This is a genomic window from Phormidium tenue FACHB-1052 (assembly GCF_014696675.1).
Lineage (GTDB): Bacteria > Cyanobacteriota > Cyanobacteriia > Phormidesmidales > Phormidesmidaceae > Nodosilinea > Nodosilinea tenuis_A.
On record NZ_JACJQN010000001.1, the window covers coordinates 308,239 to 324,352 of the forward strand.

Sequence of the window (16,114 nt, forward strand, 5' to 3'; positions counted from 1 at the left end):
GGGTTCAAGGCTTCATTTCAAACCTTGTACCTAAACCTTAAACCCTGCACCCCTCATCCAGCAGTCCTCTATGGCGTTGCGCTAAACAGTCGCCAGCAGCTTGTCAATGTTTTTGGCGGTCTCAAAGAAGTAGGCCGCGTTCTCTTCGGGGGTGCCGGGCAAAATACCGTGACCCAGGTTGAGAATGTGGCCACGATTGCCTGCTTTCTTGATGGTGTCAAGGATGCGATCGCGAATCAGATCCTGGGAACCAAACAGGATTGCCGGATCGATATTGCCCTGCACCCCAATGTTGGGGCCTAAGCGGCGGCGGGCCTCAGCCATGTCCATCGTCCAGTCCACGCTGACGATGTCAACGCCCGACTCACCCATCAGGTCAAACACACCAGCGCTACCGCTGATGTAGAGAATCAGGGGGGTGTCGGGGTGGGTCTGCTTCACCTGCTGTACCACCCGCTGCTGGTAGGGCAGAGCAAAGGTGCGGTAGTCCATGGGGCTGAGCTGCCCAGCCCAGGAGTCAAACAGCTGCACCACCTGAGCACCGCAGTCGATTTGGTAGCGCACGTAGGTGGCAATATTGTCGGCCAGCTTGCCCAGCAGGGTGTGCAGCATGGCGGGCTCGCTAAAGGCCATGCCTTTGATGTTGGTGTAGCTCTTGGAGGTTTTGCCCTCCACCGCGTAGGCCGCCAGAGTCCAGGGAGAGCCCACAAAGCCCAGCACGGCAGCGTCGTTGCCGACTTCTTGGCGCAGGGTTTGCAGAATGGTGCGAATGTAGGGCAGCGCCGTTTCAGGATCCAGCTCATGCACCGCGTCGATCTGAGCCTGGGTACGAATGGGCGGCTCGATGATTGGCCCCTTGCTCTCGATGATGTCGAAGGGAATGCCCATGCCCGGCAGCGGCGTCAGAATGTCGGAGAACATAATCACCCCGTCAGGGCGAAAGGCGCGCCAGGGCTGGAGCGAGATCTCAATGGCCAAGTCGGCGTTTTCAGAGCGATCGCGAAAGGACGGATACTTATCGCGCAGATCGCGGTACACCTGCATGTAGCGCCCCGCCTGACGCATCATCCATACCGGGGGACGCTCTAGCACCTCGTGGCGGGCGGCGCGGAGCAACAAAGGTACCTGGTTCACTGCGGTCATGGAAGGCGTCACCAATTTACAAGAACAGCGTTTTTATCAAGAACAGCGTTACAAAAGCGCCCGCCCAAAAGCGAACTAAAGCGTAACCGTTAGCTTATCACTCTGTGATGCTTCTAAATTCTTACGGGAAAAGGGGTTCAGCACTTTTTATGTCGCAACATTTGTACACAATTGCTCAGCGCTGGAAGGGCGTTCTTTATGGAGCTAGTGCCTCTCAATCCATGGCCCAGAAAAGGAGCGCTTCGCCGTAGAATTAAAGACTGTGACTATTTGTCGAAACGCAGATTATCCCCATGGAAATTGTGAACTTTTTTGAAACCCTAGCCGGCAAGTGGTTTTCGCAACGCACCATTCACAACTTGGCGAGTCAGAGTTCCCAAGCGGGGCAGTCTAATCTGCTGATTGAGTTTCTGCCTGCCACCGATACCGACCTGGCCCAGGTCTGCACCACCCTCGGCCACGACCCTAGCCAAATCGCCTGTGGCCTGCGGGTTCACCAGGACAGCCAGCTTGAGGGTGAAAGCCAAAAAATCCAGAGCAGTGCCCTGATGGTGATTATGACTCCCACCGATGGGGGGGATGGGATACTGGTGCAGGCCCCCACGGCGTCACCGGCGCTCCAGGGCAGCTACCGGGTTGAGGATGACGTGTTAACTATCGTGACCCCCACCGACGCAGGGCAGATAGAAGAACGCCTGTGGTTTGCAAACCCCAACCTGCGGATGCGTACCAGCGTGCTCAAAACTGGGGATGATGTGCAAATGGCATCGTTCTGCTCAGAAATTCGCATGGGCCTAGCCAAACCTGCCGCCTAAGCACGTCGCCCCAAAAATCAGGAATCCCCGACTCCAGCCGAGGGATAAGAGTCACTGATGGTGAACACTGTTGAAGCAATTTAGGCGCGTCTGCTGTAGCTAGCAGGTGTAGGGTTGGCCTAAAAACCGCTGCTCTTTGAAACCCCTCTTCTCGTTGCCCTCTCTAGACAGGGAGAGTCACACTCAGCCTCAGTGACCTAACTAGGTTTGGCATCAGGACGAGCGCCATTGGAGATGATTCAAATCAGGGGGTCTGGCAGAGTCACTTGCCCCTCGGAGCCGACTGCAACATTAGGCAGCTGAAGATTGGGTTGTGCCTCGGGCATCTTTTGCACGATGAGTTCGTTGCCGTCGCGACCCAAAACAGCCACGGTGTCGCCGGGCACCAGCGGTACTGCGGCGGAGGCGGCGATCGCAGTCCAGTAGACTCCTTCAAACTTGACCTGGTACTTTCGGCCCTCTAGAAGGTCTTGAACTAGAGCTGTTTTATCCGTCCAGGCTCCCTCTGGGAATGTCGGTTCATCAGCCGAGTCAGAGGCCCACTGAATATCCTGGGGCGAATCAGCTTCGGGAAAGACATCTTCTATCAGGTCGTCTGACATGGCTCAAACCTTTTGTAGGATAAGGACTAGTTTCGACGGGTTCTAGGGTTTAGAACTCATCCTTGAGATAGATAGCAGCTCAAAGGAGATAGCAACGTGTAATAGATAGAATGTCACCATTAGAGCATGGGTGGTTGGGGTAGTTGGCAGGAGCATCGTTAAGTCGCTATGCTGCCCTGGAATGTGAGGACAAACAACGGCTATGGCAGGGTCTCAGATCGAACAGTGGCACGAGCCAGAACTAAAAACCGACCCAGCGGTGGAGAGCGCGGCAACAGCGGCGGCTATCACCTTGGCGCCGTTGCCTACGCTGCCACCGCGCCCCCGGTGGCAGCGTAGGCTGGCGATCGCTGCTGGAGTAGGAGCCCTGGGCGGTCTCGGCGGTCTGCTGTGGTGGGTTTTGCGCACACCGCCCCATCCCTACGTGATGGATATTTCGCCCTCTCAAAGTGAGTATGCGATCGCCCGCGGAGAAAGCCCGAGCCTGAGCTGGCAGGTGAGCAACCCGCGCCAGGTGCAGACCATGCTGCTGCGCGGCTATGCCCCAGACGGCACCCTGGTGTTTGGCCCAGAAACCTACGACCTATCGGAAGGGCTGCCGGTTGGCCTGCTGCCCTACTGCGATCTGACCAGACGGCTGCTCACCTGTCGCGATGTGCCTCTCGAACTGCGGGAGCCGGGCCAGTACCGCTTTGAGCTGACTTTGCTGCCCGATATGGATCTGAACTTGGCCCCCATCCAGGCCGAGAGCAGTCTAGTCACCGTGGCCGACCTACCCCAGCCCACCGTGGTCGAACTTGTCCCCGACCAGGTGATTTACTCCGAAGCTGGTACCCAAGTTTCGGCCAACACGCCAACCTTAGCCCCGCCGGTCACCGATGCTGGCATTCGCGTCAGCTGGATTGTGACCAACCCTGCCAGCCTGCAAGACCTGCTGCTGGTGGTCAAGCGACCCGATGGTACAACCCTAGGGGGGCGGCGATTTGCCTTGCGCAAACCCGATGGCCCAGCCCAGGTGTCTCTGCCCGAAGAGCTTCAGCCCTTTTGCAAACTTGAAGACCGGCTGATTTGCCAAGGAGTACCCAGCGGCATGCTGGAGGTGGGGCAGTACCAGTTTGAACTCACCCCGGTACCGGCTAACCTGGGCGATCGCGAGCTGCCGGCGGCTAAACAGAGCGAAGTGGTGAATATTCAGCCCCGCCCGGTACGGATTGCCTCGTTCACCATCAACGGACGTGAGGCCCAGCCTAAATATCTGGTGCCAGTGGAGCCCGGCCAGCAAATCCCTGGGTTCCAAGTGGCTTGGCGGGTAGAGGGCGGCTCAACAGCTAAAGTTGAACTGCTGCCTTCGCCAGGGACGGTGGGCCTCCAGGGGGCGCTGTCGATGCCCCTTAGCCCGGCAGGCACTACCACTGTGACCCTGCGCGTCACCGATGGCCAAAACCCGCCCCTGGTGCGCGCGGTTACCTTTGAGACCTTTAACCCTCGCCCCAACCAGCCCGTCATTATCAATCAAGGCGGCGGTACCGCCAGCAGCAGTAGTCAAACGGCCCCAGCACCTCGGCCTACGCCCTCACCCACCGCCCGCCCCCGCGACCCCCTAGGCGAAAGCCTCCGCACCAGAGGGTCAACCCCTGGCAGCAATCTCCCCGACCTGCAAAGCCGCCCGCCGGAAGAGTTAGACCTCAACTTTTAGGACAGCATCAGTTGTTAGCGGGTGTAGCGGGGGACTATGGCAAGGTCTAGTTCTGACCAGGTGGACTATAGCCCAGCGCTGCGATCGCTGATGGCCGAGGCAAATATTGCCAGCTACCGTGCCCTCAGCCAAACCAGCGACGTGCCCCGTTCGGCAATCGACAGCCTGCGCCAGGGGCAGGTCGGGCGATTGCGCTTGGACGTGCTAGAACGCCTCGGCCAAACCTTAGGATTGTCGCTAGAGGATCTAGTGAATAGGTTTAGCTCACTCGATGAATCCCAGAGAGGAGGGGATTCCAGGGCTGAGGCAGTAGAGCAAATCAAAGCTCTGCGGCAGGAGTGCGATCGCCTCCAGACCCAGCTCACTAACCAGGCCGACGCCGTGCGCCAGCAGGTTCAGCAAGAGGCGATCGCCCAGCTAGAGCCCTGGCTAGTGCAGTGGCCCACCGCCGCCCACGCCGCCCAGCAAAAAGCCGATCTTCCCGCCCAAAAACTGCTGCCCCTGGTGCGCCCCGTAGAAACCCTGGTGCAGGGCTGGGGCGTTACCCCCATAGAAACGGTCGGGGCCGAGGTGACCTATGACCCGCACATTCACCAGCCCAAGGCAGGCGTGCTGTCGCCGGGGCAGCAAGTGAGGGTGAGCCATGTGGGCTACCGGCAGGGCGATCGCCTGCTGTACCGCGCTAAAGTTACCCCGATCCAGCCCCAGACGCCGTCGCCCTCGCCTTAGTGCCAGATCGGCAAAACTTTCACCTCAACTATAAATATCCGATAAAGTTTTAGATTATTTTGCAATTCTTTACGGAATTTGGGCCTCAGCATGGGAATCTTATGCGTGGGTACGTCGTAACCGGGCAAGCCCACTGCACCCTAACTATACAGAAACCCACTTTCTAGCTGAACTCCTTATATTTGAAAAGCTCCCCGCCTAGGCGGGGAGCTTTTCGTTAGAGCCAAGCGATTAGCGATTTTGGACTGGCGATTTTGGATTTTGGATATCCCTTCTCCCCACCCACTCTCCTACCCATCCACTCCCCTACCCGCCTACTCCTCCCGCTCCGGCTTCAGCAAGGGGAATGCGATCACATCGCGAATGCTGGGGCTATCGGTGAGCAGCATCACCAGGCGATCGATGCCGATGCCCTCGCCACAGGTGGGGGGCATACCGTGCTCCAGTGCAGTGAGGAAGTCCTCGTCTACGCCCGTAGCTTCGAGATCGCCCGCCGCCTTACGCACCGCCTGCAATTCAAAGCGCTGCCGCTGGTCGATGGGGTCAGTCAACTCCGAAAAGCCGTTAGCGGTCTCTCGGCCCACCACAAATAGCTCAAATCGTTCCACCACCCCAGGTCGGCTGCGGTGGGGTTTTGACAGGGGCGAAATCTCCACTGGGTGGTCGATCAGAAACGTGGGTTGAATGAGGGTTTCTTCAATTTTTTGCTCAAAGACTTCGTTCAGCAGTTTGCCGATTGAGTCGCAGTCTTCGGCACCGTGCAGCTTGAGATCCTTCACCGCCGCTTGGGCTTCTTCAAGAGTGGTGAACTGGCGAAAATCTAGGCCAGTATGCTCCTGCACCAGGTCATGCATCGTCACCCGCCGCCAGGGCGGGGTCAGATCAATATCTACACCTTGATAGGTAATCTTGAGCGTACCTAAAATGTCTTTAGCCAAAGTAGCGATCAGGTCTTCCGTCAAATTCATTAGATCGTGGTAGTCAGCATAGGCCTGGTAAAACTCCACGCTGGTGAATTCGGGGTTGTGGCGGGTCGACACGCCCTCGTTGCGAAAGATGCGGCCAATTTCAAATACCCGCTCAAAGCCACCTACCACCAGCCGCTTCAGGTGCAGCTCGGTAGCGATACGCAGGTAGAGATCCATCTCCAAAGTGTTGTGGTAGGTGACGAAGGGGCGCGCCTCGGCTCCCCCGGCCTCGCTTTGCAGCACTGGGGTTTCAATCTCTAAGAAGCCCCGATCTTCCAAATACCGCCGAATGCCGGAGGTAATCAGCGCCCGCTTGCGAAAGGTGTCGCGCACGGTGGGGTTGACGATTAAGTCCACGTAGCGCTGGCGGTAGCGCTTGGCTACATCGGTGAGGCCGTGCCACTTGTCGGGCAGAGGCAGCAGCGCCTTAGTCAGCAGGGCATACTCCTGCACTTTGACCGAGAGTTCGCCCTTCTCGGTGCGCTTAATGGTGCCGCGCACGCCGAGGATATCGCCTACATCGGTGAGCTGCTTCAGGTGTTCAAAGGCCTGCTCATCCGCAGCGCCCATATGCTCCTGAATCGTGGCTTTTTCCAGGTAGAGCTGAATGATGCCGCTCTCATCTTGCAGGGTGAAGAAGGCCAGCTTGCCAAACACTCGCCGCGCCAAGATTCTCCCGGCTAGGGAAACCGGGACATCCACCTCGGCCCCGGCTTCTAAATCGGCATACTTGGTCTGCAAGTCGGCGGTGTGGTCAGTGACATCCCACCGATAGGCAAAGGGGTTTTGGCCTAGCTGCTTGAGGTCTTCTACCTTTTGCAGGCGGGCGGCGCGAATTTCGTCAAGGCTGGAGGCGCTTTGGCCTGGGCGGTTAGAGTCAGACGACATAGCTAGGGGCGGGTGAATGGCAAAACGTCACAAGCCCCCATTATAGGGAACCCTGGCCCCCGTACCGCCAAGAACGGCAATCCTTTAAAGCAGATAAGCCTGACCGCTAAACACTCTCTAAACCAAGGGCGTGAGCAGTCAGGCTTAACAAAACTGAATTACAAGCAGGCTTAAAAAGAGGCGTAGGAAGATGCAGCCACCGCTAGGGCAAGTTGTCCAAGACCGGAGCGGAGAAGCGACAACAGTAGGAAAGCGAGAATAGGCGAGAGGTCAATACCACCCAGAGGAGGAATAATCGAACGAAATAGGTTCAAGTAGGGATCGGTTAGCTGACTCAGCACTGAGAAAGGCGGGCTAAACCAATCAACATTGGGAAACCAGCTCAGAAGAATGCGCACGATCAGCAGTATGGAATAGATCGCTAAAAATTGAGAGAGGGTTTGTACCAATATGCCCATTATGAGAACCTCGGCAGTAGTCGTTATCAACAATACACGGAGCGTCTAAGTCTGTCAGTTAGTGTAACGGTTTGCTTCGCCCAGCACGGCGCGAACCCGGTAGATTTGCTTAAGAGTCTATGCGGGAGGGGCTTTCCCAAGGGCGCTCAGAGTGGCCGTTGATGCCGCCGAGCTGCTGCCGCACGTCATCGATCGCATCGTTGAGCTGAGCAATTTTGTCTTCCAGGCCGAGGCGGGCGGCTTCAATGCTCTCTTCGTCGGGGTCGTCAAATTCGCCAAAGGCGAGGCTGCCGCCGGTTTTGGGTAGTGCAGACTTGGTTTTGCCCCCCGCCTGCTGCATACGCGTGGCCGCCAGCGCACCCACCACGCCGCCCAGAGCGCCACCCACCAGGGTGCCGAGCAAAAATCCACCGACGAAATTGTCTTGCTGACTCATAGGTCGTTAATCCATCTAACCCAAAGAACCGAAGCCTACAATACTCTAATTGTGACAAAGCAACGGCCAACTGCACAGTACAAGTGCGGCGATCGCCCCTGCTCCTGCTTTCATTCTGGCGGATTTTAGGCAGCGATTGGGCTAGGTGCCAAAGGTGCGATCGCCCGCATCCCCCAGCCCCGGCACAATAAACCCGTGCTCGTTTACCTCTTCGTCAATCATGGCGGTGTAGATAGTCACCGCCGGGTAGGCCGCCGCCAGCTTTTGCAGGGCCGGTGGAGCCGCCACAATCGAAATAATTCGCACCACCGCTGGGTCAATGCCCCGCTGGGTCAGCTCATCCATCATTGCCATGATGGTGCCGCCCGTAGCCAGCATCGGCTCACTGATGATCACCCGCGTGGCCGGGTCGAGCTGGGCAGGGAGCTTGTTGAGGTAGCAGCTCGCCTCCAGGGTTTCTTCGTTGCGCACAAAGCCCACGTGGTACACCGAAGCCAGGGGCAGTAGCGCCTGAATGCCCGGCATCAGTGCCAGCCCCGCCCGCAAAATCGGTACGATCACCGTCGGCACCTCAGGGTTAATGAAGGTGGCCGGAGCCGGGCCGAGGGGCGTATTCACCGTCGTATCCATCGTCGGTATCCATTCGCGGATGGCCTCATAGGTGAGCCAGCGGCCCAGTTCTTCCATCGCTGAGCGAAATAGCGGCCCCGGCGTATCGGCATCGCGGGCTACCCCCAACCAATGCTTAACCAAAGGATGCGGCGGAACATAAATACGCAGTTGAAAGGATGACATAGCCCGGCTACCACCAAAATCTGCCACATCATACCCCGGAGGCCCCCAGAGAAGCGATTTCTCCCTTACCTCCCGCAACTTCCCCACTCTCCAATTCAAAATTCAAAGTTTCTCCTCCGGAGACGCTTCGCGAACAAAACTCTCCCCCAACTCCCCTAACTCCCCCACCCCCCTACTCCCGCACTCCCTACGGCTCTCCCCCTACGGTCTATTCGGTGTAAAAACCCAGCTTTTCCCAGGGGTAAGCAACACCTGTGCTCAGCCTTTGGTTTTGTCAAGATAGTCATGTCGGCGAAAGGAGATAGCAATGGCAAAACGATTCTTTGGCAAACCCTTTATGAACTGGTACCGTCAGTTGTTACGCAACTCCAAATATCGTTGGGTTGTGCTGTTTGGCACCCTGGTTTATCTGGTCAGCCCCATTGATATTTCGCCCGACGTTTTTCCGGTTTTGGGTTGGGTTGACGATGGCCTAATCGCCACGATCGCCATCACCGAAATTACCCAAATTTTGCTCGATCGCAGACGTAACCTGCGTCAGGTCGATGAGGCGATCGCCATGACAGAATCCGTCGATACCAGCGGCACAGTGATTGATATCGATGCTGTTGCCGTTCGCTAAGTCTGCTTTTGGTTCAGTATTGAACGGCTATCAGTGAGAAAACACGGCTGCCAATCTGAACTCAATTCAACAGTTTTTAACCCCATTTTTAATTAGGAGAAGCCCCCATGACTCACCCCGTACAAGACCGCGTTAAGACCGAATGGGAAAAAGCCCAAAAAGAAGGTGGCCAGCGCGCTAGCCGCATTCGTGAAATTGTCAAAGCTGCCGCCGCCGAAGCCCTGGCTGAACTCAGAGAAGGCTCTGGCGAAATTGAAACCCAGGGCCGCAAAACCCTGGCCGAAATGATTGCCCAACTTCGGGCCAACGAAGCTGCCGATGCCGCCGCCGCTGAAGCAGTTGCCGATGCAGTGGCCGAGGCCGTCCAGGCTGAATCCTTAGGCGCTGAAGCCGCTGTTGATACCGATGCCCCTGCCCCCACTTGGTCGCAAATCTTTGCCGACCTGCGCTACCTGGCCAACGATCGCAAAGTTGACTGGGCCCAGCAAATTCTGTCTGGTCTACAGACCCAGGTCGATCGCTTCGATGCCGATATGGCCAAGGAGTACGGCGATCGCTACGACGTTGTGCGTCCCCTAGTGCGCGGCTTTCGCTCCCTAGTAGCGCTGGCCTACAGCAAACTGGGCCAGCCCGCTGAGCCCCCTGCGCCCACCCCCGTCCACATCGTTGTCTTAGACGATGTCGAGACCTCAGCGGATGACGCGACGAACGTTTAGTTTTGGTTGGTTGTGTGTTTGAACCCTAGGTAAAGCAAAGCGCCCCCACGTCAATCGTCGGGGCGCTTTTTTGTTGGGGATGCGGTTCTGATGCCCCCGGCACCAAAAACGGTAACAAAGCACGGTGGTTACGTTGCGCTGTGCAAACCTGTGCAACGTTTCCTGGCGGCGCGCGCCTCAGCAGCGAGCCAACTTGATAGAACAGTGAAACCACGGGTTTGGTGGCTAGATCTAGCTTTGTCCAGCAGCCCTGTGCCCAGCAGCATGAGCAATACTCCTCATTTTGGCGAGTGTTTACCTATGGTTAGCTCTCCTCTCGCCCAGCCTTCTCAACGCACCCAGTCGGGGAGTAGTCTGTCTGCCGCTGACCCGCAGCTAGCTCTGGCCGTGGCCGACGATGGTTTTTTGCGATCGCTGCTCACCGAGAGTCTGCCTGCGATCGCCCACCCCCACGAAATTGGCTCCGTCGCCGTCGAAGTTGGCGTTCCCCTGCCCCAGGGCCGCATGGATGCCGTGCTTACCTTTGAGCACATCAACTGCGTGCTGGCTGGGTCATACCCCGATGCGCCGCCGCTGCCCGATGTCCACAACCACCGCGAATACCAGGCCATTACCCCCTGCCACTCCGACCTCGCGACCCTGGCGCAGAATGTTTCCTTGAGTGAGGCAGAGACTCTGCTGGGGCGATCGGGTTTTGACCCCGACGAGGTGCAGCACATTCTCAATCTGCCCTCCCAGGGATGGCACAAGTCGTGGTGGTACAGCCTTGCCCCCGACGGGTTTCTCACCGTGCCTTTTCAGCGCCACATTCGCAGCCGCTGCTACGCCGACGGTACCGTAACTCTGCAATTTAAAGACCACTACGCCCAGCAGCGCCCCGAGGGCTTTCGCAGCCAGCCCCAAAAGCTGCCGGTGGTGGTGCATGCGCCCCAGGCCAGCTTTTGCGACAACCTGGCCCAAATCAATCTCAGCCGCCAGGCGTTAGGCATTCCCCAGGCGATTTTGATCGCCGATGATTTGTCAGAACTCGAAGTCGAGGGCTACATTCGCCAAAACGTCAGCCTCTACCGCCAGCGCAGTTTAGAATATTTGCTCAACGCCAACTGCCGTTCCTGTAGCCAAACCAAATGCCCACTTCAAGGGGTAGATTCGTCGCCCGTGCTGGCCTGTAGGTCGTTCCGCCCGGTGGATGTAGGAACGTAAACCTGCCCCGGTGGGTTCAGCAGCACCGGCATTTTGCTAGAGGTAGCGTGGCGCTGAATCTGTCCCCAGCTCAGGGTGACGGCCCCACCTGCCAGCAGCAGGCCAAATAACGCCAAAGAAACCTTGTCTTCTGTCGCCCCCATGAGGCCATCGACAGCGCCTACGGTGAGCGCTGTAGCCAGCCACGGTTGTTTTCTAAAAAGCACCTTAATGGGTCGATCTCCCGAATGTAGCAAGGTTAATGACGGTGAATTGGCCTTTGGAGATCCCCCCTGCCCCCTTAAAAAGTGGGGTTGAGTGAAGCTTTCAGAACCAAGACCTGGGGGAATCTGTCTCAGATAAATAGCATTCCCAAAAATGGGGAAATAGCTTACCTAGCGCAGGCCCAGCCACGTGACGATCGCCTGCCCGGTTGCCAGTTCAAACAGCACCAGCGCCACAAACCCCAGCATGGCGGCCCGCCCATTTAGCCGCTCGGCGTAGTCGTTAAAGCCCGCCTTGGAGCGCTCGATGGTGGGGGTGACGGTGGGTTCGAGGTTGGCCATGGGTTTAGGGTGTGTCGTTTGCTTTCCTAGCCTACCCTATGGGTTGCCGGTTGTGATATAGGCGTGGACAGACGGGGCGATCGCCCCCTCACCCCCATCTCCGGCCACCACACCTCGATCCGCCGTCCTAAGCCGACTGGCCAGCGCAGCACCAGTCGTTGCTATTCTGCACTCTGAGAAACTGGCCGGTCTAGATACAACGCCACCCGTTCCATCAGTCTTGGAATGTAGGTATAGAAGTGTTCATTGCGTAGCCACATAGCATCGACCGTGCAACTGCCACAATGCACCCCGGGGGGTGGAACCGCGATCGCCTGCACCACCTCATCCGACACGCCAGCCCAGGGCAGATGTCCCGCCGGAGCCTGCAACGAGTAGGTCACCTCCGACTCGTTCAACCAGTCACTGCTAATAAAGTCAACCTCAGGGCGAGGAGCCGCCAGTTTCCAGCCGACGCGATCGCGAAAGGCATTAACCGCCGCTGCACCATCGTTGGGATGAGTAGCCAGCGCCGCCTGCCAAATACGCCGCTGCACACTAAAGCCAAATCGCCCGTCGCTGGCCTTCAGCCACATCTGGTCAATGGCCTGTATCAGCTCTGGCCGCAACAATACTGGGTCAGAGGGTAGGGGATCAAACGGTGGCAGTGAGGTTGTCCCTGGGGCCAGCAACCGCCGGGTTATGCGATCGGCAGCAGCCCAGGACTGGGCTTGAAGTCGTTCTTGCAGCAGCGCCAACTGCTCGTCAATCGCCCCGTTGAGGTCGGCATTTGCAGTCTGGCAGGTGCCCACCATTGAGCGCACGTACTCACTAGGGCTCAAGTAGTGGACGATCTGTATCTGCTGGGGCAGTCCGCTGGTGGGGCGCAGACTGACGTAGAGGCCATGCACCGAATCAGATGTGCTGTACAGGCGATCGGCGTTGTTAGGCTGACCGCGAAAAGGGTCTTCAAAGGGCAGTTGAGCATAGTCAGCATCGGGAGCCAGTTGCTCATAATCGCTCAGGGCAGCGGCATTGAGCAGGGTTCGTATCCGCCCTGTTCGATTTTGCCACTGCACCGTTAGGGTCAAGGCTGTGCCATTCGAGTTTTGCAGATTGTCCGCCATAGTAATTTCCGGCAGGCTACCCATCAGTAAATAGGTCAAAGTGCCATTCTGGCCAAGAGAAACCATCGTTTCACAGGCGATCCGGGAAGGGGTGCCTTGGGCACCGACAGGGAGTGGTGTAGTGGTTGCCAGGGCGATCGTCAAGACACAGCCTAACGGCTTCAGATTTAGCATCTTTTGCATGGGCGTTACCCCCCAACAGAATACAGACTGCGGCCAGTATCAACCATTTCGGATGAGCCTCTGCCCTGGTTGCGCAAATTGATACGCGATCAGCTTATTTAGAATCCGTTTGAACAGTGTTTCCTTATACGACTGTTCTAAACTACCGGTTCAACCGAAGGCGGTGCAGACCCTAACCCTGCCCCTTACAATAGGGACTCATTCCCCCAGACTCAACGACTCCGAGAATTCGCCGTGGCCGCCAACTCCTCCGACAAGCCAACCCTGATGCTGGTAGACGGCCATTCCCTGGCCTTTCGCTCGTACTTTGCCTTTGCGAAAAATGCCGACGGCGGTTTGCGCACCTCCACCGGCATTCCCACCAGCGTGTGCTACGGCTTTCTCAAATCGCTGCTCGACATGATGGAGGTCGAAAAGCCCCAGTACGCCGCCGTGGCCTTTGACCTGGCTGCGCCCACCTTTCGCCACCAGGCCGACGCCACCTATAAAGATGGCCGCCCCGAGGCACCGGAGGGGTTTACCGAGGATGTGGAGAACCTCAACGAGCTGTTGACCGACTTTGGGTTGAATATCTACGTGGCCCCCGGCTTTGAAGCCGACGACGTGATCGGTACTCTGGCCACCAAGGCGCTGGCCGAGGGGTTTTGCGTCAAAATTCTCAGCGGCGATCAGGATCTGTTTCAGCTAATCGACCCCGACGAATGCATCACCGTGCTGCATTTGGGCAACGCCTTTGCCAAAGGGCCAAAGACGGGGCTCGCCCAGGAATTCAAAATCGAAGACGTCAAGGCCAAGCTGGATATTTACCCCCACCAGGTGGTTGACTACAAAGCGCTGTGCGGCGACTCGTCCGACAATATCCCCGGCGTGAAGGGCATTGGGGCCAAAACCGCCGCTAAGCTGCTAGCCGAGTACGGCGATTTGGATGCTATCTACGCCGATATCGACAACATTAAAGGGGCGACTCAAAAAAAGCTGATCGAGGGCAAAGAGTCGGCCTACCACTCGCGCTACATGGCCAAAATCATTACCGATATTCCCGATGGGGATTTGTCCATCGATCTGGCCACCTGCAAGCTGGACGGGTTTGACCCCGATGTGGTGATTCCGGCACTGAAGAAGCTGGAGTTTCAAAATTTTGTCAACCGGCTGGGCAAGCTGCAAATTGCCTTTGGGGGCCAGGCGGCTGAGGAAACTGCGGCGAAAGCCAGCCAGGCGCTGAGTGGGGGTTCCAGCACCAGCAAAGAACCCAGTCGCTCTAGCCGCTTTCAGGATACGGGCGGTGCAGATGTGGCCTTCTTTACAGCAGAGGAAACGGACAGTGCCCAGGGGGTGGATGAGGTGGCGATCGCCCCCCAGATCATCACCACCGAGGCCCAGCTCTACGAACTGCTCGACATTCTCTCTGAGCAAAAGAACCCCGCCACCCCGGTTTCCTGGGACACCGAGACGACATCACTGGAGCCGAGGGATGCCGCGCTGGTGGGCATCGGCTGCTGCTGGGGCACTGGGCGCGACGAGATGGCCTACATCCCCGTCGGCCACAGCGAAGGGGAAATGTTGCCGTTGGAGATGGTGCTAGACGCGCTGCGTCACGTTCTCGAAAGCGATGAGTTTCCCAAGGCGCTGCAAAATGCCAAGTACGATCGCCTGGTGCTTTGCCATCAGGGCATCCAGCTGGCGGGCGTGGTCTTCGACACTATGCTGGCTAGCTATGTGCTCAACCCCGAGGCCAGCCACAACCTGACGGATCTGAGCCTGCGCTACCTCAACCTCTCTGCCCAAAGCTATGAGGATCTGGTGCCTAAGGGGAAGACGATCGCGGATGTGGCGATCGCCGATGTAGCTAACTACTGCGGAGCCGACGTTCACACCACCTATCTGCTGGTACCCAAACTTCAGGCTGAGCTGGACGAAGTCCCCGACCTCAAAACCCTGTTTGCCCAGGTCGAGCTGCCCCTAGAGCCAGTGCTGGCGGAGATGGAATGTACGGGCATTCGCGTTGACCCCGACTATTTGGCTACCTTCTCAAAGCAGCTCGAAATTGACCTGGCCCGCCTGGAAAAATCTGCCTATGAAGCCGCTGGGGAAACCTTTAATATGGGGTCTCCCAAACAGCTGAGCACGCTGTTTTTTGAGAAGCTAAAGCTCGACAAGCGCAAGTCGCGCAAGAACAAGTCGGGCGGCTACTCCACCGATGCCGCCACGCTAGAAAAGCTCCAGGGCGACCACGCCGTGGTGGATTTGGTGGTTGAGCACCGCACCCTCTCCAAGCTGAAATCTACCTATGTGGATGCTCTGCCAACCCTAATTCGGCCCGAGACCCACCGGGTGCACACTGACTTTAACCAGGCGGTGACGGCTACCGGGCGGCTGTCGTCGTCGAACCCCAACCTGCAAAACATCCCCATTCGCACCGCCTTTAGCCGCAAGATTCGGGCGGCGTTCATTCCCGAAAACGGCTGGCAGCTAGTGGCGGCAGACTACTCGCAGATTGAGTTGCGCATTCTGGCTCACCTCAGCGGTGAGCCCGTGCTGGTAGAGGCCTACAAAAATAACGACGACGTGCACGGCCTCACCGCCAGGTTGCTATTCGAGAAAGATGAGATTACGTCGGAAGAGCGGCGAGCGGGCAAGGTAATCAACTTTGGCGTTATTTACGGCATGGGGGCCTCTCGCTTTGCCCGCGAGGCCGGAGTCAACCGCGCCGATGCCAAGACCTTTATCGATCGCTACTACGAGCGCTACCCCAAGGTATTTGAGTACCTGCTGCAAATGCAGCGAGAGGCGATCGCCCACGGCTACGTGCAGACCATTTGCGGGCGGCGTCGGTATTTCAACTTTACGGATGGGAAACTGCGATCGCTGCGCGGCACCGACCCCGCCAGTATTGATCTCGATTCTCTGCGCTCTAATGGTTACGATGCTGGTTCACTAAGGGCCGCCGCCAACGCCCCCATTCAGGGCAGCAGCGCCGACATTATCAAAATTGCCATGATCCACCTGCACGAGCTGCTAAAGGATTATCAGGCCAACCTGCTCCTCCAGGTTCACGACGAACTGGTGTTTGAGGTGCCTCCCGACGAGTGGAAAGAGCTCCAGCCAAAAATTACCGCCGTGATGGAGTCTGCTGTGGAGCTGAAGGTGCCCCTCAAAGTCGAAGCCCACGCTGGGCCCAACTGGATGGAAGCTAAGTAATGAGAGCACAG

General features: G+C 57.7%; 16 protein-coding genes. 7 read left to right on the forward strand and 9 right to left on the reverse strand.

The features are described from left to right. Window positions 1-81: 81 nt before the first annotated feature. On the reverse strand, window positions 82-1,143 hold the full coding sequence (hemE, locus tag H6G07_RS01375; RefSeq protein WP_073606766.1) for a uroporphyrinogen decarboxylase: 1,062 nt from the start codon (window positions 1,141-1,143) through the stop codon (window positions 82-84). Window positions 1,144-1,436: 293 nt separating this feature from the next. Here hemE and H6G07_RS01380 point away from each other — a divergent pair, with 293 nt between their 5' ends. Next, window positions 1,437-1,958, forward strand: a complete 522-nt coding sequence (locus H6G07_RS01380; RefSeq protein WP_073606765.1) for a phycobiliprotein lyase — start codon at window positions 1,437-1,439, stop codon at window positions 1,956-1,958. A gap of 239 nt (window positions 1,959-2,197) precedes the next feature. On the opposite strand, the gene H6G07_RS01385 is transcribed toward H6G07_RS01380, so the two are convergent. Next, window positions 2,198-2,560, reverse strand: coding sequence for an NfeD family protein (locus H6G07_RS01385; protein WP_073606764.1), 363 nt, complete (start codon window positions 2,558-2,560; stop codon window positions 2,198-2,200). Between the two features lie 202 nt (window positions 2,561-2,762). Here H6G07_RS01385 and H6G07_RS01390 point away from each other — a divergent pair, with 202 nt between their 5' ends. Together H6G07_RS01390 and H6G07_RS01395 are read left to right on the forward strand one after the other, a co-directional pair. Continuing rightward, on the forward strand, window positions 2,763-4,256 hold the full coding sequence (locus H6G07_RS01390; RefSeq protein ID WP_073606763.1) for a hypothetical protein: 1,494 nt from the start codon (window positions 2,763-2,765) through the stop codon (window positions 4,254-4,256). Window positions 4,257-4,292: 36 nt separating this feature from the next. Beyond that, window positions 4,293-4,985: a helix-turn-helix domain-containing protein gene (locus H6G07_RS01395; RefSeq protein ID WP_073606762.1), complete on the forward strand. Its 693-nt coding sequence runs from the start codon at window positions 4,293-4,295 to the stop codon at window positions 4,983-4,985. 314 nt (window positions 4,986-5,299) lie between these two features. Here H6G07_RS01395 and lysS read toward each other — a convergent pair whose 3' ends face one another. From lysS to upp, 4 genes are all read right to left on the reverse strand, one after another. After that, window positions 5,300-6,841 (reverse strand): lysine--tRNA ligase, encoded by a 1,542-nt coding sequence (gene lysS / locus H6G07_RS01400; RefSeq protein ID WP_073606761.1) that lies wholly within the window; start codon window positions 6,839-6,841, stop codon window positions 5,300-5,302. Window positions 6,842-7,011: 170 nt separating this feature from the next. Continuing rightward, on the reverse strand, window positions 7,012-7,299 hold the full coding sequence (locus H6G07_RS01405) for a YggT family protein (protein ID WP_073607049.1): 288 nt from the start codon (window positions 7,297-7,299) through the stop codon (window positions 7,012-7,014). 109 nt (window positions 7,300-7,408) lie between these two features. Then, on the reverse strand, window positions 7,409-7,735 hold the full coding sequence (locus H6G07_RS01410; RefSeq protein WP_073606760.1) for a ssl2009 family thylakoid membrane protein: 327 nt from the start codon (window positions 7,733-7,735) through the stop codon (window positions 7,409-7,411). A 141-nt stretch (window positions 7,736-7,876) separates the two neighbouring features. Continuing rightward, window positions 7,877-8,530: a uracil phosphoribosyltransferase gene (gene upp / locus H6G07_RS01415; protein ID WP_073607048.1), complete on the reverse strand. Its 654-nt coding sequence runs from the start codon at window positions 8,528-8,530 to the stop codon at window positions 7,877-7,879. Window positions 8,531-8,837: 307 nt separating this feature from the next. Here upp and H6G07_RS01420 point away from each other — a divergent pair, with 307 nt between their 5' ends. The 3 genes from H6G07_RS01420 (at window position 8,838) to H6G07_RS01430 (ending at window position 11,071) form a co-directional block, all read left to right on the forward strand. Beyond that, complete coding sequence (locus H6G07_RS01420) at window positions 8,838-9,152, forward strand: YkvA family protein (RefSeq protein ID WP_073606759.1); 315 nt, start codon at window positions 8,838-8,840, stop codon at window positions 9,150-9,152. Between the two features lie 107 nt (window positions 9,153-9,259). After that, window positions 9,260-9,868: a hypothetical protein gene (locus H6G07_RS01425; protein ID WP_073606758.1), complete on the forward strand. Its 609-nt coding sequence runs from the start codon at window positions 9,260-9,262 to the stop codon at window positions 9,866-9,868. 300 nt (window positions 9,869-10,168) lie between these two features. After that, window positions 10,169-11,071 carry a hypothetical protein gene (locus H6G07_RS01430; RefSeq protein ID WP_073606757.1) on the forward strand — a complete coding sequence of 301 codons (903 nt, stop codon included), beginning with the start codon at window positions 10,169-10,171 and terminating at the stop codon, window positions 11,069-11,071. Here the strand turns inward: H6G07_RS01430 and H6G07_RS01435 are convergent. From H6G07_RS01435 to H6G07_RS01445, 3 genes are all read right to left on the reverse strand, one after another. Next, complete coding sequence (locus H6G07_RS01435; RefSeq protein WP_139296896.1) at window positions 11,005-11,277, reverse strand: hypothetical protein; 273 nt, start codon at window positions 11,275-11,277, stop codon at window positions 11,005-11,007. The genes H6G07_RS01430 and H6G07_RS01435 overlap by 67 nt on opposite strands. Before the next feature lie 168 nt (window positions 11,278-11,445). Then, a complete protein-coding gene (locus tag H6G07_RS01440; RefSeq protein ID WP_139296895.1) occupies window positions 11,446-11,616 on the reverse strand; it encodes a CAB/ELIP/HLIP family chlorophyll-binding protein in 171 nt (56 codons plus the stop codon). 161 nt (window positions 11,617-11,777) lie between these two features. Next, window positions 11,778-12,905 carry a GUN4 domain-containing protein gene (locus tag H6G07_RS01445; RefSeq protein WP_084172840.1) on the reverse strand — a complete coding sequence of 376 codons (1,128 nt, stop codon included), beginning with the start codon at window positions 12,903-12,905 and terminating at the stop codon, window positions 11,778-11,780. A 267-nt stretch (window positions 12,906-13,172) separates the two neighbouring features. On the opposite strand from H6G07_RS01445, the gene polA reads away from it, so the two are divergent. After that, window positions 13,173-16,103, forward strand: a complete 2,931-nt coding sequence (gene polA, locus H6G07_RS01450; RefSeq protein WP_073606755.1) for a DNA polymerase I — start codon at window positions 13,173-13,175, stop codon at window positions 16,101-16,103. The last annotated feature ends 11 nt before the right edge of the window (window positions 16,104-16,114 follow it).